This is a genomic window from Pseudomonas sp. UBA6315, assembly GCF_002438125.1.
GTDB classification, from domain to species: Bacteria; Pseudomonadota; Gammaproteobacteria; order Pseudomonadales; family Pseudomonadaceae; genus Aquipseudomonas; species Aquipseudomonas faucium.
In genome coordinates, this window is sequence record NZ_DJTF01000112.1 from 40690 (window position 1) to 61307 (window position 20618).

Genomic DNA, 20618 nt, shown 5'->3' on the forward strand with positions numbered 1-20618 from the left:
AGGAAGACCAGGAATACATCGACGCCATCCAGAGCGACGTCAAATGGCTGGGCTTCGACTGGGCCGGCGAGGTGCGTTATGCCTCGAACTACTTCGACCAGCTGCACGACTGGGCGGTGGAACTGATCAAGCGTGGCAAGGCCTATGTCTGCGACCTGACCCCTGATCAAGCCAAGGCCTACCGCGGCAGCCTGACCGAGCCTGGCAAGAACAGCCCGTTCCGCGAGCGCAGCGTCGAAGAGAACCTGGACCTGTTCGCACGCATGAAGGCCGGCGAGTTCAAGGACGGCGAGCGCGTGCTGCGCGCCAAGATCGACATGGCCTCGCCGAACATGAACCTGCGCGACCCGATCCTCTACCGCATCCGCCACGCCCACCACCACCAGACCGGTGACAAGTGGTGCATCTACCCCAACTACGACTTCACCCATGGTCAGTCCGATGCCATCGAAGGCATCACCCACTCGATCTGCACCCTGGAGTTCGAAGGCCACCGCCCGCTGTACGACTGGTTCCTCGACAACCTGCCGGTGCCGGCGCACCCGCGCCAGTACGAGTTCAGCCGCCTGAACCTGAACTACACCATCACCTCCAAGCGCAAGCTCAAGCAGTTGGTCGACGAGAAGCACGTCAGCGCCTGGGACGACCCGCGCATGTCGACCCTGTCGGGCTTCCGCCGCCGCGGCTACACCCCGGCCTCGATCCGCAACTTCTGCGAGATGGTCGGTACCAACCGCTCCGACGGCGTGGTCGACATGTCGATGCTCGAGTTCAGCATCCGTGACGACCTGGACCGCACCGCACCGCGCGCCATGTGCGTGCTGCGCCCACTGAAGGTGGTCATCACCAACTACCCCGAGGGCCAGGTCGAGCAGCTCGAACTGCCACGTCACCCGAAAGAAGACATGGGCGTGCGCGTGCTGCCATTCGCCCGTGAAATCTACATCGACCGCGATGACTTCATGGAAGAGCCGCCAAAGGGCTACAAGCGCCTGGAGCCGGCCGGCGAAGTGCGCCTGCGCGGCAGCTACGTGATCCGCGCCGACGAGGCGATCAAGGATGGCGAAGGCAACATCGTCGAGCTGCGCTGCTCCTACGACCCGGACACCCTGGGCAAGAACCCGGAAGGGCGCAAGGTCAAGGGCGTGATCCACTGGGTGCCGGCCGAGGCCAGCGTCGAATGCGAAGTGCGCCTGTACGATCGCCTGTTCCGCTCGCCGAACCCGGAAAAGACCGAGGACGGCGGCAGCTTCCTGGACAACATCAACCCCGATTCGCTGCAAGTGCTGAGCGGCTGCCGCGCCGAGCCATCGCTGGGCCAGGCGCAACCCGAAGACCGCTTCCAGTTCGAGCGCGAAGGCTACTTCTGCGCCGACATCAAGGACAGCCAGCCGGGCCGCCCGGTGTTCAACCGCACCGTCACCCTGCGTGACTCCTGGGGCAGCTAAGGAACCGCCGTGCTTAACATCTACAACACGCTGAGCAAGACCAAGGAAGCCTTCAAGCCGCTCGATGGCAACAAGGTGCGCATGTACGTGTGCGGCATGACCGTGTACGACTACTGCCACCTTGGCCACGGCCGCAGCATGGTGGCCTTCGACCTGGTCACCCGCTGGCTGCGCAAGAGCGGCTACGAGCTGACCTATGTGCGCAACATCACCGACATCGACGACAAGATCATCAACCGGGCCAACGAGAACGGTGAATCGTTCGACGCGCTGACCGCCCGCATGATCGACGCGATGCACGAGGACGAGCGCCGCCTGAACATCCTGCCACCGGACCAGGAGCCGCGTGCCACCGACCATATCGCCGGCATGCACGCGATGATCCAGACCCTGATCGACAAGGGCTACGCCTACGCGCCGGGCAACGGTGACGTGTACTACCGGGTCGGCAAGTTCGTCGGCTACGGCAAGCTGTCGCGCAAGAAGATCGAAGACCTGCGCATCGGCGCTCGCATCGAAGTCGACGAAGCCAAGCAGGACCCGCTCGACTTCGTGCTGTGGAAGGGCGTCAAGCCGGGCGAGCCGTATTGGGATTCGCCATGGGGCCCGGGCCGTCCGGGCTGGCACATCGAATGCTCGGTGATGTCCACCTGCTGCCTGGGCGAGAGCTTCGACATCCACGGTGGCGGCAGTGACCTTGAGTTCCCGCACCACGAGAACGAGATCGCCCAGAGTGAAGCGGCCACCGGCAAGCAATACGCCAATGCCTGGATGCACTGCGGCATGATCCGTATCAATGGCGAGAAGATGTCCAAGTCGTTGAACAACTTCTTCACCATCCGCGACGTGCTCGACAAGTATCACCCGGAGGTGGTGCGCTACCTGCTGGTGGCCAGCCACTACCGCAGCGCCATCAACTACTCCGAAGACAGCCTGCGCGATGCCAAGGGCGCCCTGGAGCGCTTCTACCATGCCTTGCGTGGCCTGCCGCGGGTTGCCGCCAAGGGTGGCGAGGCGTTCGTCGAGCGCTTCAGCGTGGCGATGAACGACGACTTCGGCACGCCTGAAGCCTGCGCGGTGCTGTTCGACATGGTGCGCGAGATCAACCGCCTGCGCGACAGCGACCTCGACGCCGCTGCCGGCCTGGCAGCTCGCCTGCGTGAGCTGGGTGACGTGCTGGGGGTGCTGCAGCTGGAGGCCGATGACTTCCTGCGTGCAGGTGCCGAAGGCAAAGTCGATGCTGCTGAAGTGGAAGCCTTGATCCAGGCGCGCCTGCAGGCGCGTACAGACAAGAACTGGGCAGAGTCCGACCGCATTCGCGACCAGCTCACCGCCATGGGCGTGGTGCTGGAAGACAGCAAGGGCGCCACTACCTGGCGTCTGGCTGACTGATCGATGCACCAGGGGCCGCTTTGCGGCCCCATCGCCGGCAAGCCGGCTCCCACATCAAGACTTGTGCAGCACCTGTAAGGCTTGTGCTGTACCTGTGGGAGCCGGCTTGCCGGCGATGGGCTGCAACGCAGCCCCAGCCCTTACTTGGCCAACGCAGCCAACGGGCAATGCAACACCAGCTTGGCCCCACCCATCTCGCTTTCCCCCACCTCCAGCCCGAACCCGTGCAGGTCGACGATCGCCGCAACGATCGACAACCCCAGCCCGAACCCCGGGTGACGATGGCCTTCATCACTGCGGTAGAAGCGCTTCAACACCGCCGTGCGCTCTTCCTCGGGAATTCCCGGCCCACTGTCCTCGATGGCAATATGCACCCCTCGTTCATCCTGTGAGGCACGAATGGCCACCTGGCCGCCTTCAGGGGTGAACTTGATGCCATTGCCAACCAGGTTGGCCAGTGCCTCGAACAGCAATTCGCGATCACCGTGCAGGGCAGGCAACTGCTCAGGCTGCTGCAATTGCAGGCGAATGCCGCCGTCCTCGGCCAGCGGCAGGTAGAAGTCATGCAGCTCTACCAGTAGGTCATGGGGGTCGAGCTCGACGAAGCCGGCGCGGCGCTGGCGGTCTTCCAGTTCGCTGATGCGCAGCAGGCCGCGAAAGCGCGCCATCAAGGTGTCAGTCTCGCCGATGGCCTGGTCCAGCGCCTCGGCTTGCGGCGAATCCGCAGCGCTCTGCTGGCGGATGCGATAGAGCTGGGCGCGCAGGCGGGTGAGGGGGGTGCGCAGGTCATGGGCAATGTTGTCGCAGACCCCTTTGACCTCATGCATCAGCCGCTCGATGCGGTCGAGCATGGCGTTGACGATGGCGGCCAGCATGTCCAGCTCGTCCCGCCGTGCCGACAGCGGCAAGCGATGGGTCAGGTCGCCGGCAACGATCAGCTCGGCCTGGGCCTGGATCGCACGGATGCGCTTGAGCGGCCGGCGGCGCAGCAGGTACCAGCCGGCAAAGCCTGGAATCAGGGTCAGGGAAATGCCCCACAGCAGCGCATCGAGGATGATGCGGGTGACCACGAACAGCGAGCCGTTGTCGCGGAACAGCACCAGCCAGCGGCCATCCTGCACCTTGATGGCCACGGCATCGCAGCTGTCGCGTGGCATGTGCGGGTCGTCGGCGTCCAGGCAGCGCTGCAGCTCGTGCACCTTGCCATCCAGGCCAAGGCCGGGCGGGATGGCGCGGATGCGCCCACCCACCGGGTTGAGCTGGGCATCGAACAGGCCATAGGCATCGAACGCGCGCTCCTCGAACGCCTGGCTGGCGATCAGTGCGTCGTCGAGCTGCTTGCCGCTCATATGGGCGAACAGGTGCTGGCGCTGCAGCAGGGAGTGGCGGGTGAGCTTGTTCAGGTAGCTGGACACCTCGAAGTACAGCACCCCCATGAGGATGCTGCTCCAGGCCACGAAGAGGAAGCTGTACAGGGCCAGCAGGCGGCTGGTCGAAGAGCTCCAGCCCTTAGACGGGTTCAGCAATGGCATAGCCCGAGCCCCGTACCGTACGGATCAGCGGCGACTGCCCGGGAGAGTCGATCTTCTTGCGCAAGCGGCCGATGTGCACGTCGATCAGGTTGGTGCCGGGGTCGAAGTGGTAGCCCCAGACTTCCTCGAAGATCATCATCCGGGTGATCACCTGGCCGCTGTGGCGCATCAGGTATTCCAGCAGCTTGTATTCGGTCGGCAGCAGGTTGAGGGTCTGCTCGCCGCGGCGAGCTTCATGGCTGATCAGGTCCAGTTGCAGGTCGGCGACCTGCAGGCGGGTCTGGGTCATGGGTACGCTGTTGCGGCGCAGCAGCACCTCCACCCGGGCGGCCATCTCGTCGGAGGCGAACGGCTTGGTCAGGTAGTCGTCACCGCCGGCTCGCAGGCCGCGCACACGTTCGTCGACATCGGAGAGGGCGCTGATCATCAAGATCGGCGTGGCGATCTTGAGGTTGCGCAGGGTAGTGACGATCGTCAGGCCATCGACCTCGGGCAGCATGCGGTCCAGGGTGATCAGGTCGTAACCGCCGGCGATGGCCTTGGCCAGGCCCTCGCGGCCGTTGTCGGCCCACTCCACATCCAGACCGTGGCTGGAGAGTTCGGCGACGATTTCCTGGCCGGTGACGGCGTCGTCTTCGATGGTCAGTACGCGTGGCATGCTCGTTCCTGGGCGTCTAAAAGAGACTTGATTGTGCCAAAGAATAGCCAAACGGCGATTTAAGAAAAATTCATCTGGCGGCTGTTGCCTGCAACGGCGCAAAAAAAACGGGGCATGCCAGCGACTGGCATGCCCCGTGTTCAACGTGACGCGACGGCTCAGGCGACCTTGACGATCCAGCCGGCTGGCGCTTCGACGTCACCGCTCTGGATGCCGGTCAGCTCGTTGTAGAGCTTCTGGGTAACCGGGCCGACCTTTTCCAGGTCGTGGAACACGTGCAGCTTGCCGTTGTACTCGATGCCACCGATCGGGGTGATCACGGCAGCGGTGCCGCACGCACCCGCTTCGATGAAGCGGTCGAGCTTGCTGATCTCGACATCGCCTTCGATCACGGTCAGGCCCAGGCGCGATTGCGCCAGTTCCATCAGCGACAGGCGGGTGATGCCTGGCAGTACCGAGGCCGATTTCGGGGTGACGAACTCGTTGTTGGCGGTAATGCCGAAGAAGTTGGCCGAGCCGACTTCCTCGATCTTGGTGTGGGTCAGCGGGTCGAGGTAGATGGCGTCGGCGAAGTTGGCCTTCTTGGCTTCGGCGCCTGGTTGCAGGCTGGCCGCGTAGTTACCACCGACCTTGGCTGCACCGGTGCCCTGCGGGGCCGCGCGGTCGAAGCTGGAAATCTGGAAGTTGTGCGGCTTCATGCCGCCCTTGAAGTACGAGCCAACCGGGATGGCGAAGACCGAGAAGATGAACTCGGGGGCGGTGCGCACGCCGATGTTGTCGCCGGTACCGATCACGAACGGGCGCAGGTACAGGGCACCTTTGCCGTGCGGCGGCACGAACTTCTCGTTGGCCTTGACCACTTGCTTGCAGGCTTCGATGAACACATCGGTCGGCACCTGCGGCATCAACAGGCGCGCGCAGCTGCGCTGCATGCGGGCAGCGTTCTGGTCCGGGCGGAACAGGTTGATCGAGCCGTCCTTGCAACGGTAGGCCTTCAGGCCTTCGAAGCACTGCTGGCCATAGTGCAGGGCAGTGGAGCCTTCACTGATGTGCAGCACGTTGTCTTCGGTCAGGGTGCCTTTGTCCCACTCGCCATTGCGCCAGACGGACAGGTAGCGCTTGTCGGTCTTGATGTAGTCGAAACCCAGCTTGTCCCAGTTAATGCTCTCGTTACTCATGACACCCTCGATTGTCTTGCAGATGCCCGATCGCTCGGGCTGCTGTTATATGCGCACCACGCCACGATAATACATCCGCCGCGGATCGGGAACGGCCAGTCACGAATTGGCGGGGCGCAGGGTGCATATCGGCGATAGACGCCCCGGGCACGGCCATGCTACCGGCTGGCATCCAGCCGCCTGCTCCAGTCACCGCCATGGCTGCGCGCGCAGGCCTCTTCGCTGTCGAAGCGCACGTGCCAGGCGGGGTGGTCGAGCTGCACGCCGGCCTCGTCGAGCGCCTGGGCGGTGAGCTTGAGCATGCACGCCTTGGCATCCCCTGCCAGGGCCGCAGCCTTGTCGGCCTCGCGTTCGAACACCCAGGTGATGCGCAGGCTGGCCGGGAACTGGTCAGGGTCGAGGCGGTGGGTGAGCCAGGTGAAGCCGACGATCTGCGCCTTGGCCGTTTCGCAGGCGTCGGTCAGGCAGGCCACCAGTTCACGCTCCAGGCGCGCCAGTTCGCGTTTGCCCAGGGCTTTCATGGCGCGGCCTCATCGTCGATCTGCTGGCAGAAGCGCAGCAGGTTGCCAAAAGGATCGCGCACCTGCATCTGCAGGCCCCAATCCACCCGTTCGGCCTCAGGGCGGGCGTAGCCGTACTGTTTTGCCAGCAGCTCGCGCTCCAGGGCCAGAAGGTCGTCCGTGCGGGCGAACACGGTCGAGCCCGGGCAGGCGTCGCCATGGTGCTCGCTCAGGTGCAGGATCAAACCCTCACGGTGAATCTGCGCATACAGCGGCAGGTCCGGGCTGAAGCGGTGCTCCCAATCCAGGCTGAAGCCGAGGAAGTCGAGGTAGAACTCCTTGGCCTTGTCGACCGAGAAGATGCGCAGCACGGGGATGGCGGGGGCGAGGGGCATGGCGGTTCCTTGGCCGTAGGCGATCGCTGACTGTAGCGCAGCACCGAAACGGGGCCAAGCGGCGCGTTAGCAGCGTGCACGGGCGGCGTGCATGCCCCACGCCAGAGCCATCGCCGCGAAGATTTCATCTGCCTTCACCTGCGTAGTTGGCCCGCTACCTGCTATATCCCAGCCATCGAAATTGATCGAGTGGTCAGGCCCGGTGCGTTCTTGGCGCACGGGCCTGATCCCTCCAAAGCGCCGAAAGGCCAAGAAATTCGGGGGCTGTAGGATGTCGCTCGCCGTACAAGTAGATAAATCTGAAATGGATGCAGGATGGAGCGCTCACTTGCACTTGCGCTTCATCGAACGCGACGGCGTGACCCGCCTTGGTGCGCGCCGTCATTTCGGACCCCTTTTGGTGCAGCGCCCGTTCTATCCGGAGGGCGCGCCTTGCCACGTCTATGTGCTGCACCCACCTGGCGGCATCGTCGCCGGTGATCGGCTGGAACTGGACATTCACCTGGAGCCCGGCAGCCACGCGCTGCTGACCATGCCCGGCGCCAGCAAGTTCTACCGCAGCATCGGCCCCACCGCGTACCTGGCCCAGCACTTTCACCTGCAAGCCGGCAGCACGCTGGAGTGGCTGCCCCAGGACAGCATCTTGTTTTCCGGTGCGCGCGCAAGCCTGGACAGCCGCTTCACCCTCGAGCCCGGTGCCCGCCTGCTGGCCTGGGAAACCCTGTGCCTGGGCCGCCCGGTGATGAACGAGCGCTTCGACCAGGGCGCGCTGGACAGCCGCCTGCGCATCGAACTGCCAGGCGAGCCCGGCTTGCACGAGCGCCTGCGCATCAGCGGCGGGCAACTGGCCAAGCTCGGCGGCCATCCGCTGACGGCCACCTTCTGCGCAGCCCCGGCAACCCCCGCGGTGCTGGAGCAGGCCCGAGCCTTGCTCGACCAACTGGGCACCCCGGCGGGCGCGACCTTGCTCGGCTCGCTGCTGGTGATCCGTCTGCTCGACCACGACAACCAACACCTGCAACGCACCCTGCAACGCTTATGGCACGTCTTGCGCCCGGCCGTTCTCGGCCTGCCCGCGTGCCCGCCGCGCATCTGGGCCACCTGAGAGAGCGCCATGGAGCTGACCCCAAGAGAGAAAGACAAACTGCTGCTGTTCACCGCCGCGCTGCTGGCAGAGCGGCGCCTGGCCCGTGGCCTGAGGCTCAACTACCCCGAAGCGGTGGCGCTGATCAGCGCCGCGGTGCTCGAGGGCGCCCGCGATGGCCGCACGGTGGCCGAGCTGATGAGCCTGGGCCGCGAGGTGATCGGCCGCGAGCAGGTCATGGACGGCGTTGCCCAGATGCTCCATGACGTGCAGGTCGAGGCCACCTTTCCCGACGGCACCAAGCTGGTGACCGTGCATGACCCCATCGTCTGACCTGGCGCAGGAGCCCCGCATGATCCCAGGTGAAATTCAGGTCGCCCCCGGCGACATCGAGCTCAACGTCGGCCGTGCCACGGTCAGTGTCAGCGTGGCCAATCACGGTGATCGGCCGGTGCAGGTCGGCTCGCACTACCACTTCTACGAGGTCAATGACGCACTGGTGTTCGAGCGCGAAGCGACCCGCGGCTTTCGCCTCGACATCCCGGCCGGCACCGCCGTGCGCTTCGAGCCGGGCCAGTCGCGTACCGTGCAGCTGGTCGCCTATGCCGGCAAGCGCGAGGTCTATGGCTTCCAGGGCAAGGTGATGGGCGCGCTGGAGGGCAGGGCATGAGCCGCCTCTCGCGCAGGGCCTACGCCGACATGTTCGGCCCCACCGTCGGCGACCGCGTGCGCCTGGCCGACACCGCGTTGTGGGTAGAGGTGGAGAAGGACTTCACGATCTATGGCGAAGAGGTCAAGTTCGGCGGCGGCAAGGTCATCCGCGACGGCATGGGCCAGGGCCAGATGCTGGCCGCCCAGGCCATGGACCTGGTGCTGACCAACGCCTTGATCATCGACCACTGGGGCATCGTCAAGGCCGATATCGGCGTCAAGCACGGGCGTATCGCCGCCATCGGCAAGGCCGGCAACCCCGACGTGCAGCCGGGCGTGACCGTGCCGGTGGGCCCGGGCACCGAAGTGATCGCCGCCGAAGGCAAGATCGTGACCGCCGGGGGAATCGATTCGCACATCCACTTCATCTGCCCGCAGCAGGTCGAGGAAGCCCTCACCAGCGGCGTGACCACCTTCATCGGTGGCGGCACCGGGCCTGCCACCGGCACCAACGCCACCACCTGCACCCCGGGGCCGTGGTACCTGGCGCGCATGCTGCAGGCCGCCGATTGCCTGCCGATCAACATCGGCCTGCTGGGCAAGGGCAATGCCTCGCGCCCTGCGGCCCTGCGCGAGCAGATCGCCGCCGGCGCGGTGGGCCTGAAGCTGCACGAAGACTGGGGCTCGACCCCGGCCGCCATCGACTGTTGCCTGGGCGTGGCCGAGGAAATGGACATTCAGGTGGCGATCCACACCGACACCCTCAACGAGTCCGGCTGCATCGAAGACACCCTGGCCGCCATCGGCGAGCGCACCATCCACACCTTCCACACCGAAGGTGCCGGCGGCGGCCATGCGCCAGACATCATCCGCGCCGCAGGGCAGGCCAACGTGCTGCCGTCCTCGACCAACCCGACCCTGCCTTACACGGTCAACACCGTCGATGAGCACCTGGACATGCTCATGGTCTGCCATCACCTGGACCCGAGCATCGCCGAGGACGTGGCGTTCGCCGAGTCGCGCATCCGCCGCGAAACCATCGCCGCCGAAGACATCCTGCACGACATGGGCGCCTTCGCCATGACCTCGTCCGACTCCCAGGCCATGGGCCGGGTTGGCGAAGTGGTATTGCGCACCTGGCAGGTCGCGCACCAGATGAAGCTGCGCCGCGGGCCACTGGCGCCAGACAGCAGCTACAGCGACAACTTCCGGGTCAAGCGCTACATCGCCAAGTACACCATCAACCCGGCGCTGACCCATGGCATCGCCCATGAAGTCGGGTCCGTGGAGGTGGGCAAGCTGGCCGACCTGGTGCTGTGGGCGCCGGCCTTCTTCGCGGTCAAGCCCGCGCTGGTGATCAAGGGCGGGATGATCGCCACCGCGCCCATGGGCGACATCAATGGCTCGATCCCGACCCCGCAGCCGGTGCACTACCGGCCGATGTTCGGCGCCCTCGGCGCGGCCCGCCATGCCACGCGCATGACGTTCCTGCCCCAGGCCGCCATGGACCGTGGCCTGGCCCAGGAGCTTGGCCTGCAAAGCCTGATTGGCGTGGCCCATGGCTGCCGGCGGGTGCGCAAGGCCGACATGCTGCACAACACCTTGCAACCGCTGATCGAAGTCGACGCGCAGACCTACCAGGTGCGCGCCGATGGCGAGCTGCTGGTGTGCGAGCCCGCCCGCGAACTGCCGCTGGCCCAGCGTTATTTCCTGTTCTGAAGGAGCGAAGATGATTGTCCTGACCCACCGCATCGAGGCCGCCGGCACTGTCACCGGCACCCTGACCCTGGACGTCGACAGCCGCATCAAGAGCCGGCTGCGCGTGACCCTCGACGACGGCCGCGAAGCGGGCCTGATGCTCGAACGCGGCCACCTGCTGCGCGGCGGCGAGCTGCTCGCCGATGCCGAGGGCAAGCAGGTGGTGCGCGTGCTTGCCGCGGCCGAACGGGTGTCGACGGTGCGTTGCCAAGACCCGCACCTGCTGGCCCGCGCGGCTTATCACCTGGGCAACCGCCATGTGCCGCTGCAGATCGAGCCCGGCCTGTTGCGCTACCAGCACGACCATGTGCTCGACGACATGCTGCGCGGCCTGGGCCTGACGGTGCACATCGAGCAGGCGCCGTTCGAGCCGGAAGCCGGTGCCTACCAGAGTGCGCCACACAGCCATAGCCACAGCCATAGCCACGATAACGATCACCCGTTCGTGCGCCTGCCCGCCCATTCCTGACCTCGCCAATGGAGTAACCCATGAAAAAGACTTTCGCCCTTGTTCTGCTGCTGGTCGCGCTGCCGGCCTTCGCCCACCCCGGCCACGACAGCAACCCGCTGCACGATGGCCTGCTGCACCCGCTCACCGGGCTCGACCACCTGCTGATGCTGTTGGGGACCGGTGTGCTGGCCGCGCTGACCCGGCGCAACCTGAGCCTGCCGCTGGCGACCCTGGCAGCGATGTTCGCGGGCGCGGTGTGCGGCCACCTGTTCGGCGATGTGCTCGGCATGGAAACCTTGATCGCGGTGTCGGTGCTGGTCGCCGCTGCCGCCGTGCTGTTGCCCAGCCGCCAGTTGCTGCTGGCGCTGGCGATGCCGGTGTTCGCCCTGTTCCATGGCTGGGCGCACGGCGTCGAGGCCACGCCCAGCGCGTTCTGGCTGTTCAGCGCAGGCTTCGTGACCGTCAGCGGGCTGTTGCTGCTGGCGGGCTTTGCGCTCGGTTGCCTGCTGCGCCGCCACAGCGGCCTGCAGAAGGCCTTCGGCGGCGGCATGCTGGCCGGTGCAGCCCTGGTGCTGGCCGGTTGATGGACAGCGACCTGGCATTGCTGCGCCTGCTGCAGCTGGCCAGCCCCGGCCTGCCAGTCGGTGGCTTCACCTACTCGCAGGGCCTGGAGTGGGCCGTGGAAGCGGGCTGGGTGGCGGATGCTGCCGGCTTCAGCGCCTGGCAGCACGAACAGCTGCACGACACCCTGGCCTGCCTGGACTGGCCGGTGCTGGCGCGCCTGTACCGCGCCTGCCAGGCCGATGACGCCGAGGCGTTCGCCCACTGGAGCCGTTTTCTGCTGGCCAACCGCGAAACCGCCGAGCTGCGCCTTGAAGAGCAGCAACGCGGTTCGGCCTTCGCCCGGCTGCTCGATGGCTGGCAACTGGGCCAGGCCCCGGCCTGGCGCCCCAGCCTGGAACTCAGCCAGCTGGGCGGCATGGCCTGGCTGGCCGTGCACTGGTCGATCCCGCTGCGCCAGCTTGCCCTGGGGCATGCCTTCGCCTGGCTGGAAGGCGCGGTGATGGCCGGCGTCAAGCTGGTGCCGTTCGGCCAGCAGGCGGCGCAGACGCTGCTGCGTGAGCTGAGCGGCGCCTTTCCCGCGCTGCTCGACCAGGCCCTGGCCCTGGAAGATGACCAGCTCGGCGGCGGCCTGCCGCTGCTGGCGATTGCCTCATCGCGTCACGAAACCCAATACACCCGTTTGTTCCGTTCCTGAGGACTGCCTACATGCAAAGCTATCAGCAACCCCTGCGCGTCGGTGTCGGCGGCCCCGTCGGCTCTGGCAAGACCGCGCTGCTCGAATGCCTGTGCAAGGCCATGCGCGAGCATTACCAGATCGCCGTGGTCACCAACGACATCTACACCAAGGAAGACCAGCGCATCCTCACCGAGGCCGGCGCGCTGGAGCCCGAGCGTATCGTTGGCGTGGAAACCGGAGGCTGCCCGCACACGGCGATCCGCGAGGATGCCTCGATGAACCTGGCGGCCGTCGAGGCGTTGGCGCGCAAGTTCGGCAACCTGGAAGTGATCTTCGTGGAAAGTGGCGGCGACAACCTCAGCGCCACCTTCAGCCCGGAGCTAGCCGACCTGACCATCTACGTCATCGACGTGGCGGAGGGCGAGAAGATCCCGCGCAAGGGCGGCCCGGGCATCACCAAATCGGACTTTCTGGTGATCAACAAGACCGACCTTGCGCCCTATGTGGGCGCCTCGCTGGAGGTGATGGAACGCGACACCCGGCGCATGCGCCCAGAGCGCCCGTGGACCTTCAGCAACCTGAAGAAAGGCGACGGCCTGCAGGCGGTGATCGACTTCATCGTCGAGCGCGGCATGCTCGGGGTGCGTGGCTGACCCTCACTCATGGCAGCAGTGCGGCTTCGCGGGTTGCCCCTCGTAGCGATCGTGATGCCGCACCCAGTCCATGGTCCCGGCCTCGTTGCGCCCCAGCGGCGCGATGTCGAGGAAGTTGTAGGTGTTGACCAGGATGTCCAGGCCGCGGGCGTAGGTGGAGTAGGTGTGATACACCGCGCCGTCCGGCTCGCGGAAGAAGGCGCTCAGGCCCGGTAGCTCGGCCTCGTTGCCGGTATAGGGCTCATAGTTGTACTGGCGCTCGCCCTGGCTGCCTACACTGACCCCGAAGTCTTCATTGAAGCCGCTGCCCTGCGAGGAGTACCAGGGGAAGCGCCAGCCCATGCGCTGGCGGAATGCCTGGAACTCGGCGTAGGGCGCGCGCGACACGGCAACCAGCGACACATCGTGATGCGCCAGGTGCAGGTTGGCGCCGTCGAAGTGGTCGGCGAGGAACGAGCAGCCGGGGCAGCCTTCGCTCCAGCCTTCGACGAACATGAAGTGGTAGAGCAGCAACTGGCTGCGCCCGGCGAACAGGTCGGCAAGGCTCAGCTCGCCGTCCGGCCCCTGGAAGCGATAGTCGTGCTCGACCTTGACCCAGGGCAGGGCGCGGCGGGCGGCGGCCAGTTCGTCGCGCTGGTGGGTGAAGGCTTTTTCGTGCAGCCAGAGTTGCCGGCGCGCAGCCAGCCATTGGCTGCGTGAGACGACCTCGTGACCGTTTTCTGGATGGCTCATGGCGGTGACTCCGCGCGTTGGGATTCACTCATGGTCGTAGGAGCAGGGCCTGATTCGACAACAAGTCCCATCAGGCGACCAATGGCAATTGCCGTCGCAGCAAATGTTTTGCTCATCACCTCAAGAATGGCCAAACCATTGTGGGAGCGGGCTTGCCCCGCGAAGAGGCCAGTTCAGGCAGCGGGTCAGGCCGGCACGGGCTTCGCCCGTGTTCGCGGGGCAAGCCCGCTCCCACAAGGCGGGTTCAGCTTGCTGGCAACAGAGCTACCCCTGCATCGCTTCGATCAACGCCCACAAGCGCGGGTCATTGAAATCATCCACCACCAGCTTCGCCCCGGCAGCCATCAGTCGCTCGGCCGTCTGGGTCGTCGCCAGCCCCACGGTGAAGATCCCGGCAGCACTGGCCGCCTTGACCCCCGGCAGCGAATCCTCGAACGCCAGCGCTTGCCCGGCCCGCGCCCGCAACCGCTCGAGCCCGGTCAGGTAGGGCAGCGGATCGGGCTTGGCCCGTGCCAGCTCCTCGGCCACCAGCACATGCTCGAAACGCTCGCCCAGGCCCATGGCCGCCAGCATGTGCTCGGCATTGAGCCGCGGTGCGTTGGTCACCACGCACATGCCAACCCTGTGCTCCTGGGCATAGGCCAGCAAGCGCAACAAACCCGGCATCGGTTGCAATGCCGGGGCCATTTCGCGGAACAGCGCCTCCTTGCGCTCGGCCAAGGCCTGGCATTGCGCTGCACTGGCCTGCGGAAACAGCTCGGCGAACAACTCGCCATTGGCCCGGCCGCTGACCTGGGCATCGAACTGCGCCTGGGTCAGCTCGCGCCCGTCGTAGTCATGCAGCAACTGGCGAAACGCCTGCAAATGCAGGGTGTCGGTGTCGGTCAAGGTTCCGTCGAGGTCGAACAGCAGGGCAGTCAGCATCAGGTATCCAGATAGTTAAAAACACACGCCTGGGGATGATAACCAAAGCCGACGACGAAGGGGGCTGTTCAGTGTGTCGGGAAAAGAGTACAAATGTACTCCATGGACAATCTCACCCCAAAACGCCGGGCAATCCTCGACTTCATCCGCGAGCGCATTGCCGACCACGGCCAGCCCCCGAGCCTGGCCGACATCGCCAGCCGCTTCGGCTTCGCCTCGCGCAGCGTGGCGCGCAAGCACATCACCGCCTTGTGCCAGGCTGGCTACATCGACGTCACCCCCAACCAGGCGCGCGGCATCCGCCTGGCCGAGCCGCTGCGTCGCCCGGAAATCCTCGAAGTGCCGGTGCTGGGCCAGGTGGCGGCAGGCGCCCCGATCGGCCCCGACCTGGGCATCCACGAGCAACTGCTGCTCGACCCCAGCCTGTTCCGCCGCACCCCGGACTACCTGCTCAAAGTGCGCGGCGACTCGATGGTCGACGACGGCATCTTCGACGGCGACCTGGTGGGCATCCGCCAGCAGGCCGACGCCCGTGACGGCCAGATCGTGGTCGCCCGCCTGGACGGCGAAGTCACCATCAAGCGCCTGCAGCGCCAACCGGGCGGCTACCGGCTGTTGCCACGCAACCCGGCGTATGCGCCCATCGATGTCGGGCCGGAGCGCGACTTCTTCATCGAAGGCGTGTTCTGCGGCCTGTTGAGGCGCGACTGATGGGCGCGGTGGTCGATCTCGATCGGCTGCTGGATCAGCGCCAGGTCTGGCGTGGGCGGCAGGTACAAACGCGCCCCGTCGGCCTGCAGCCCACCGGCCACGCCACGCTCGACGAGCGCCTGCCCGAGGGCGGCTGGCCGGCGGCGGCATTGAGCGAACTGCTGCTGGCCAGCCCCGGTTGTGGTGAGTTGCAGCTGCTGTGGCCTTCGTTGGCACGGCTCACAGGCGAGGGGGGCAGGGTGGTGCTGGTGGCGCCGCCCTTCATACCTTACGCGCCGGCCTGGCAGTCGGCGGGTGTGGACCTGCGCTGGCTGGTGCAGGTCGACGCCGAGGCGCAGGACGCGCTCTGGGCCGCTGAACAATGCCTGCGTTCGGGCAGTTGCGCTGCCGTGCTGTGCTGGCCGCAGCGGGCCGACGACCGCGCCTTGCGGCGCCTGCAGGTGGCCGCCGAAACCGGCCAGGCATTGGCCATTGCCTGCCGGCCGCAACAGGCGGCATACAACCCTTCACCCGCCGCGCTGCGCATTGCCATCGACACCCAGCCCGCCCAGTGGCGCGTGCTCAAGTGCCGCGGTGGCCTGCCCCCGGCTGTGCCGATCGGGCGAGGCTGATGCGCCATGCTCTGGGCCTGCATCCTTTTGCCGCAGTTGGCGCTGGACTCGATACTGCGCGAACGTGACGACACCGCTTCGCCCCTGGCCCTGATCGGCGGCCCGAGCCAGCGCCGCATCCTGCAGGCCGTCAACCCGGCCGCTGCGGCGCTGGGCTTGCGCGCCGGGCAGAGCCTGACCGCCGCGCGGGCCATGGCCGACGGCTTCCAGTGCGTCGAAGCCGATGCGGCGCGCATCGAGCAACTGCAGCAGTTGCTGGCCGCCTGGGCCTACCGTTTCAGTGCCCAGGTCAGCCTGCATTACCCGCGGGCGCTGTTGCTGGAAGTGGGTTCGAGCCTGCAGCTGTTCGGCCCCTGGCCTGTGTTCGAGGCGCGCTTGCGAGAGGAGCTGGCCGCGCTGGGGCTGCGCCAGCGGATCGTGCTGGCCACCAACCCGGTGGCGGCGCGCATGCTTGCCAACGGCCATGACGGCCTGGCGCTGACCTGCCCGCAAGCCACCCGAGCCGCACTGGCAGCCATGCCCATCACCCGCGTGGGCCTGCCCCAGGACGCCGCCGAAGCCTTTGGCCGCATGGGCTTGCGCCAGCTCGGGCAGGTGCTGGCATTGCCGCGCGATGCCTTGGCCAAGCGCTTTTCGGCGCAGGTGCAGTTGCACCTGGACCAATTGCTTGGCCTGCGCAGCCTGGGCCTGGATTTCTACCAGCCACCCGACCGCTTCGAAACGCGGCTGGAACTCAACTTCGACGTCGAGTCGCACCAGGCCCTGTTGTTCCCGCTGCGGCGCATGCTCAACGACCTGGCGGCGTTTCTCGCCGGGCGCGATTGCGGCGTGCAGCGCTTCTGCCTGTACCTGGAGCACGCCGAGGGGCCGGACACGCAACTGCAGGTTGGCCTGCTGGCCGCCGAGCGCGATGCCTCAATGCTCTTCGAGCTGGCTCGCGGGCGCCTGGAACCGCTGCGCATTCCGGCGCCGGTGCGCAACCTGCGCCTGGTTGCCACCGACCTGCCGCCTTTCGTGCCTCAGCACCAGGCCCTGTTCGACCCGCGGGCGCAGCAGGCCCAGCCCTGGGAGCAACTGCGCGAGCGCTTGCGCGCCCGCTTGGGCGATGACGCGGTCAAGGGCCTGCGCGCCGAGGCCGACCACCGCCCGGAATGCGCCTGGCAAGGCGCCGAACAAGGCGCACCCGCCAGCCTGCAGGCCCTGCCGGGCAGCCGCCCGGGCTGGCTGCTGGCGCAGCCCGTACCCCTGGAAACCCATGGCCACACCTTGCTGAGCCAGGCCGAGCGCATCGAGTCGGGCTGGTGGGACGGCGGCGATGTGCGCCGCGACTATTACCGCATCGAAACCCGCGAGGGCCTGCGCGGCTGGGCCTATCGCGACCTGGCGCAACCCGGCCCGCTGTGGCTGCAGGGCTGGTTCGCATGAGCTGCGTGGGTTACGCCGAACTGCATTGCCTGTCCAATTTCAGCTTCCAGCGTGGGGCTTCCAGCGCCGAAGAACTGTTTCGCCGCGCCCGCGAACAGGGCTACCAGGCGCTGGCGATCACCGACGAGTGCACCCTGGCCGGCATCGTGCGGGCCTGGCAGGCGGCCAAGGCGCAGCAGCTGCGCTTGATCGTCGGCAGTGAAGTGCGCCTGCAGGACGGCCCGAAACTGGTGCTGCTGGTGGAGAACCTGGCCGGCTACCAGAACCTCTGTGCCCTGATCACCCGTGCGCGGCGGCGGGCAGAGAAGGGCGACTACCAGTTGTTGCGCGACGACTTGCTTGAGCACCATGCGGGGCTGTTGGCCATCTGGCTGGCCGATGACCCGACCGACCCGGCGCCCGGCCAGTGGCTGCACGCGCTGTTCGCCGAGCGCCTGTGGCTGGGCGTGCACCTGCACCGGGGCAGCGATGACCAGGCCCGGCTGGCCAGCTTGCGCAACCTGGCGGCGCAGCTGGGCATCCGCGCCGTGGCCTGTGGCGACGTGCACATGCACGTGCGCGGTCGGCGCGCCTTGCAAGACTGCATGACCGCCATCCGCCAGCACTGCAGCGTGGCCGAGGCCGGGCGCTACCTGTACGCCAATGGCGAGCGCCACCTGCGCAGCCTCGAGCAAATGGCCGAGTTGTACCCGGCCGACCTGCTCGCCGAAACCCTGCGCATCGCCGAGCGCTGCCGCTTCGACCTCGGCGAGCTGAAGTACCAGTACCCGCGCGAACTGGTGCCCGAGGGCCATACCCCGGCCAGCTGGCTAGGCGAGCTGTGCGAACGCGGCTTGCCCCTGCGCTGGCCGGCAGGGCCCAGCGAACGGGTTCGCGAGGTGCTGTACAAGGAGCTCGCGCTGATCGAAGAGCTCGGTTACGAGAGCTACTTCCTCACCGTGCACGACATCGTTGCCTTCGCCCGCAGCCAGCATATCCTCTGCCAGGGGCGGGGTTCGGCAGCCAACTCGGTGGTGTGCTTCGTGCTCGGCATCACCGAACTGGACCCGATGGAACACCGCCTGCTGTTCGAACGCTTCCTGTCTCGCGAGCGCAACGAGCCCCCCGATATCGACGTGGACTTCGAACACGACCGGCGCGAGGAAGTGATCCAGTACGTGTTCCGCCGCTATGGCCGGCACCGCGCCGCACTCACGGCGGTGGTCAATACCTACCATGGCGCCGGGGCAGTGCGTGATGTCGCCCGGGTGCTGGGCCTGCCGGCCGATCAGGTGGATGCCCTGGCCAAGTGCTGCGGCCGCTGGAGCGACCGCATCCCCGATGAGCAACGCCTGGCCGAGGCCGGCTTCGAGCCGTCCAGCCCGTCGTTGCAGCGCATCCTGCGCCTGGCTGCGCAGTTGATCGGTTTCCCGCGGCATTTGTCCCAGCACCCCGGCGGCTTCGTGATTTCCGAACAGCCCCTGGACCACCTGGTGCCGGTGGAGAACGCGGCCATGGCCGAGCGCACGGTGATCCAGTGGGACAAGGACGACCTGGACATGGTCGGCCTGCTCAAGGTCGACGTGCTCGCCCTGGGCATGCTCAGCGCCTTGCGCCGCTGTTTCGACCTGCTGCAACGCCACCGAGGCCGGCATTTGACCCTGGCGACCATCCCCAGCGAAGACCCGGCCACCTACGCCATGATCAGCCGCGCCGAAACCATGGGCGTGTTCCAGATCGAGTCGCGGGCGCAAATGGCCATGCTGCCGCGGCTCAAGCCCAACACCTTCTACGACCTGGTGATCGAGGTGGCCATCGTGCGCCCCGGGCCGATTCAAGGTGACATGGTGCACCCCTACCTGCGCCGGCGCATGAAGCTGGAACCGGTCACCTACCCATCGCCCAAGCTCAAGGAAGTGTTCGGGCGCACCCTGGGCGTGCCGCTGTTCCAGGAGCAGGTCATGGAACTGGCCATGGTCGCTGCCGACTACAGCCCCGGCGAGGCCGACCAGCTGCGCCGCAGCATGGCCGCCTGGAAGCGCCACGGCGGCCTTGAACCCCACCGCGTGCGGCTGATCGAGGGGATGCTGCGCAATGGCTACGACCTGGCCTTTGCCGAACGCATCTTCGAGCAGATCAAAGGCTTTGGCAGTTATGGCTTTCCCGAGTCGCACGCGGCCAGCTTCGCCTTGCTGTGCTATGCCAGCAGCTGGCTCAAATGCCACGAGCCGGCGATCTTCACCTGTGCGCTGGTCAACAGCTGGCCGATGGGCTTCTACAGCCCTGACCAGCTGTTGCAGGAGGCGCGGCGCCAGGGCATCGAGGTACGCCCGGTGGATGTGCTGCACAGCGAATGGGACTGCACGCTGGAGCCTGTCGCCCAGGGCGCCCTGGCCATCCGCCTGGGCTTGCGGCAGATTCGCGGCTTTGCCGAGGCCGATGCCCGGCGGCTTGAGCAGGCGAGGGCGCAACGGCCCTGGCGCGATGTCGAGGACCTGTGCCTGCGCTCGGGCCTCGACAGCCGCGCCCGTGCCCGGTTGGCCGATGCGGGGGCGTTGCGGGCCTTGGCAAGCGATCGGCATCAGGCGCGCTGGCAGGTGGCGGCGGTGCAGCCGCAGTTGCCGCTGTTCGCCGAGGTTGAAGCGTCACCCGAGGCCGCGGTAGCCCTGCCTGCGCCGACCGTGGGTGAAGACCTGGTGGCCGATTACGACACCTTGGGCACGACCTTGGGGCCGCATCCGCTGTGCCTGTTGCGCCCGCGCTTGCGCGCCCTGGGGTGCCGCAGTTCGGCGCAGCTTGCGGGGGTTGAGCATGGCGATGCGATTGCCGTGGCTGGGCTGGTGGTGGGGCGCCAGCGCCCGCAGACGGCCAGTGGCGTGACCTTCGTGACGCTGGAGGATGAGTTCGGCATGGTCAATGTGGTGGTCTGGCGTGAGCTGGCCGAGCGGCAGCGGCGGGCGCTGGTGGGGTCGCAATTGCTCAAGGTGAGCGGGCGGCTGGAGCAGGAGAATGGCGTGCGGCACCTGATTGCGCGGCGGCTTGAGGATATCAGCGTGTTGCTGCAGGGGCTGGATGTACGCAGCCGGGATTTTCATTGATAGCAGTGGACTCATCGCCGGCAAGCCGGCTCCCACAGTAACGCTGCGCAGCAAGCCTGTAGGAGCTGGCTTGCCAGCGATTGGGTTGCACAGCAGAGCCTGTAGGAGCTGGCTTGCCAGCGATTGGATTGCACAGCAGAGCCTGTAGGAGCTGGCTTGCCAGCGATTGGGTTGCGCAGCAGAGCCTGTAGGAGCTGG

21 protein-coding genes are annotated in these 20618 nt (G+C 66.8%); 14 read left to right on the forward strand and 7 right to left on the reverse strand.

Translation table 11 applies throughout. The annotated features are described in order from the left end of the window. The coding region (locus tag B3E94_RS14040; protein WP_286913973.1) for a glutamine--tRNA ligase/YqeY domain fusion protein at nt 1-1448 on the forward strand (1448 nt) is incomplete at its 5' end. 9 nt (nt 1449-1457) lie between these two features. Beyond that, nucleotides 1458-2840 carry a cysteine--tRNA ligase gene (cysS, locus tag B3E94_RS14045; protein ID WP_236193276.1) on the forward strand — a complete coding sequence of 461 codons (1383 nt, stop codon included), beginning with the start codon at nt 1458-1460 and terminating at the stop codon, nt 2838-2840. Nucleotides 2841-2980: 140 nt separating this feature from the next. Here cysS and B3E94_RS14050 read toward each other — a convergent pair whose 3' ends face one another. The 5 genes from B3E94_RS14050 to B3E94_RS14070 all read right to left on the reverse strand — a co-directional run bounded on the left by B3E94_RS14050 (nt 2981) and on the right by B3E94_RS14070 (nt 7103). After that, nucleotides 2981-4372 (reverse strand): sensor histidine kinase, encoded by a 1392-nt coding sequence (locus B3E94_RS14050; protein ID WP_236193277.1) that lies wholly within the window; start codon nt 4370-4372, stop codon nt 2981-2983. Then, complete coding sequence (locus B3E94_RS14055; protein ID WP_236193278.1) at nt 4350-5030, reverse strand: response regulator transcription factor; 681 nt, start codon at nt 5028-5030, stop codon at nt 4350-4352. The genes B3E94_RS14050 and B3E94_RS14055 overlap by 23 nt, the downstream gene beginning before the upstream one ends. 158 nt (nt 5031-5188) lie before the next feature. Beyond that, nucleotides 5189-6208, reverse strand: a complete 1020-nt coding sequence (locus tag B3E94_RS14060; protein WP_110747584.1) for a branched-chain amino acid aminotransferase — start codon at nt 6206-6208, stop codon at nt 5189-5191. Nucleotides 6209-6366: 158 nt separating this feature from the next. After that, a complete protein-coding gene (locus B3E94_RS14065; RefSeq protein WP_286913974.1) occupies nt 6367-6729 on the reverse strand; it encodes a hypothetical protein in 363 nt (120 codons plus the stop codon). Further along, nucleotides 6726-7103, reverse strand: a complete 378-nt coding sequence (locus B3E94_RS14070) for a glyoxalase superfamily protein (protein WP_286913975.1) — start codon at nt 7101-7103, stop codon at nt 6726-6728. The genes B3E94_RS14065 and B3E94_RS14070 overlap by 4 nt, the downstream gene beginning before the upstream one ends. Nucleotides 7104-7374: 271 nt before the next feature. On the opposite strand from B3E94_RS14070, the gene B3E94_RS14075 reads away from it, so the two are divergent. Genes B3E94_RS14075 through ureG form a run of 8 tightly spaced genes read left to right on the forward strand, consistent with a single transcriptional unit; the run spans nt 7375 to nt 12940 of the window. After that, on the forward strand, nt 7375-8208 hold the full coding sequence (locus B3E94_RS14075) for an urease accessory protein UreD (protein ID WP_286913976.1): 834 nt from the start codon (nt 7375-7377) through the stop codon (nt 8206-8208). A 9-nt stretch (nt 8209-8217) separates the two neighbouring features. Next, a complete protein-coding gene (locus B3E94_RS14080; RefSeq protein ID WP_286913977.1) occupies nt 8218-8520 on the forward strand; it encodes an urease subunit gamma in 303 nt (100 codons plus the stop codon). A gap of 19 nt (nt 8521-8539) precedes the next feature. Then, nucleotides 8540-8857, forward strand: coding sequence for an urease subunit beta (locus tag B3E94_RS14085; protein ID WP_286913990.1), 318 nt, complete (start codon nt 8540-8542; stop codon nt 8855-8857). Continuing rightward, the gene (gene ureC / locus B3E94_RS14090; RefSeq protein ID WP_286913979.1) at nt 8854-10557 is read left to right on the forward strand and encodes an urease subunit alpha; all 1704 of its coding nucleotides are present in this window, start codon (nt 8854-8856) and stop codon (nt 10555-10557) included. Before B3E94_RS14085 ends, ureC begins: the two co-directional genes overlap by 4 nt. Nucleotides 10558-10567: 10 nt before the next feature. Further along, a complete protein-coding gene (ureE, locus tag B3E94_RS14095) occupies nt 10568-11065 on the forward strand; it encodes an urease accessory protein UreE (protein WP_286913980.1) in 498 nt (165 codons plus the stop codon). Nucleotides 11066-11085: 20 nt separating this feature from the next. Further along, a complete protein-coding gene (locus B3E94_RS14100; protein WP_176517961.1) occupies nt 11086-11631 on the forward strand; it encodes a HupE/UreJ family protein in 546 nt (181 codons plus the stop codon). After that, a complete protein-coding gene (locus B3E94_RS14105) occupies nt 11631-12305 on the forward strand; it encodes an urease accessory protein UreF (protein ID WP_286913981.1) in 675 nt (224 codons plus the stop codon). Before B3E94_RS14100 ends, B3E94_RS14105 begins: the two co-directional genes overlap by 1 nt. Before the next feature lie 11 nt (nt 12306-12316). After that, nucleotides 12317-12940, forward strand: coding sequence for an urease accessory protein UreG (gene ureG / locus B3E94_RS14110; protein ID WP_236193286.1), 624 nt, complete (start codon nt 12317-12319; stop codon nt 12938-12940). Between the two features lie 3 nt (nt 12941-12943). Here ureG and B3E94_RS14115 read toward each other — a convergent pair whose 3' ends face one another. Beyond that, nucleotides 12944-13672 (reverse strand): DUF899 domain-containing protein, encoded by a 729-nt coding sequence (locus B3E94_RS14115; RefSeq protein ID WP_286913982.1) that lies wholly within the window; start codon nt 13670-13672, stop codon nt 12944-12946. Nucleotides 13673-13936: 264 nt separating this feature from the next. Next, nucleotides 13937-14596, reverse strand: a complete 660-nt coding sequence (locus B3E94_RS14120; RefSeq protein ID WP_286913984.1) for an HAD family hydrolase — start codon at nt 14594-14596, stop codon at nt 13937-13939. 93 nt (nt 14597-14689) lie between these two features. On the opposite strand from B3E94_RS14120, the gene lexA reads away from it, so the two are divergent. The 4 genes from lexA to B3E94_RS14140 are packed head-to-tail and all read left to right on the forward strand — an operon-like array spanning nt 14690 to nt 20420. Next, nucleotides 14690-15307 (forward strand): transcriptional repressor LexA, encoded by a 618-nt coding sequence (gene lexA, locus B3E94_RS14125; protein WP_286913985.1) that lies wholly within the window; start codon nt 14690-14692, stop codon nt 15305-15307. Continuing rightward, entirely contained in the window at nt 15307-15918 is a 612-nt protein-coding gene (gene imuA / locus B3E94_RS14130) for a translesion DNA synthesis-associated protein ImuA (protein ID WP_286913986.1), read from the forward strand. The genes lexA and imuA overlap by 1 nt, the downstream gene beginning before the upstream one ends. A 6-nt stretch (nt 15919-15924) precedes the next feature. Then, nucleotides 15925-17343, forward strand: coding sequence for a Y-family DNA polymerase (locus B3E94_RS14135; RefSeq protein WP_286913987.1), 1419 nt, complete (start codon nt 15925-15927; stop codon nt 17341-17343). Next, the gene (locus B3E94_RS14140; protein ID WP_286913989.1) at nt 17340-20420 is read left to right on the forward strand and encodes an error-prone DNA polymerase; all 3081 of its coding nucleotides are present in this window, start codon (nt 17340-17342) and stop codon (nt 20418-20420) included. Before B3E94_RS14135 ends, B3E94_RS14140 begins: the two co-directional genes overlap by 4 nt. The last annotated feature ends 198 nt before the right edge of the window (nt 20421-20618 follow it).

Bases quoted from the DNA above. Each gene is read 5' to 3' on its own strand.
- B3E94_RS14050 (WP_236193277.1), bottom strand. From the start codon at position 4,372: ATGCCATTGCTGAACCCGTCTAAGGGCTGGAGCTCTTCGACCAGCCGC.
- B3E94_RS14055 (WP_236193278.1), bottom strand. From the start codon at position 5,030: ATGCCACGCGTACTGACCATCGAAGACGACGCCGTCACCGGCCAGGAA.
- B3E94_RS14060 (WP_110747584.1), bottom strand. From the start codon at position 6,208: ATGAGTAACGAGAGCATTAACTGGGACAAGCTGGGTTTCGACTACATC.
- B3E94_RS14065 (WP_286913974.1), bottom strand. From the start codon at position 6,729: ATGAAAGCCCTGGGCAAACGCGAACTGGCGCGCCTGGAGCGTGAACTG.
- B3E94_RS14070 (WP_286913975.1), bottom strand. From the start codon at position 7,103: ATGCCCCTCGCCCCCGCCATCCCCGTGCTGCGCATCTTCTCGGTCGAC.
- B3E94_RS14075 (WP_286913976.1), top strand. From the start codon at position 7,375: ATGTCGCTCGCCGTACAAGTAGATAAATCTGAAATGGATGCAGGATGG.
- B3E94_RS14080 (WP_286913977.1), top strand. From the start codon at position 8,218: ATGGAGCTGACCCCAAGAGAGAAAGACAAACTGCTGCTGTTCACCGCC.
- B3E94_RS14085 (WP_286913990.1), top strand. From the start codon at position 8,540: ATGATCCCAGGTGAAATTCAGGTCGCCCCCGGCGACATCGAGCTCAAC.
- ureC (WP_286913979.1), top strand. From the start codon at position 8,854: ATGAGCCGCCTCTCGCGCAGGGCCTACGCCGACATGTTCGGCCCCACC.
- ureE (WP_286913980.1), top strand. From the start codon at position 10,568: ATGATTGTCCTGACCCACCGCATCGAGGCCGCCGGCACTGTCACCGGC.
- B3E94_RS14100 (WP_176517961.1), top strand. From the start codon at position 11,086: ATGAAAAAGACTTTCGCCCTTGTTCTGCTGCTGGTCGCGCTGCCGGCC.
- B3E94_RS14105 (WP_286913981.1), top strand. From the start codon at position 11,631: ATGGACAGCGACCTGGCATTGCTGCGCCTGCTGCAGCTGGCCAGCCCC.
- ureG (WP_236193286.1), top strand. From the start codon at position 12,317: ATGCAAAGCTATCAGCAACCCCTGCGCGTCGGTGTCGGCGGCCCCGTC.
- B3E94_RS14115 (WP_286913982.1), bottom strand. From the start codon at position 13,672: ATGAGCCATCCAGAAAACGGTCACGAGGTCGTCTCACGCAGCCAATGG.
- B3E94_RS14120 (WP_286913984.1), bottom strand. From the start codon at position 14,596: ATGCTGACTGCCCTGCTGTTCGACCTCGACGGAACCTTGACCGACACC.
- lexA (WP_286913985.1), top strand. From the start codon at position 14,690: ATGTACTCCATGGACAATCTCACCCCAAAACGCCGGGCAATCCTCGAC.
- imuA (WP_286913986.1), top strand. From the start codon at position 15,307: ATGGGCGCGGTGGTCGATCTCGATCGGCTGCTGGATCAGCGCCAGGTC.
- B3E94_RS14135 (WP_286913987.1), top strand. From the start codon at position 15,925: ATGCTCTGGGCCTGCATCCTTTTGCCGCAGTTGGCGCTGGACTCGATA.
- B3E94_RS14140 (WP_286913989.1), top strand. From the start codon at position 17,340: ATGAGCTGCGTGGGTTACGCCGAACTGCATTGCCTGTCCAATTTCAGC.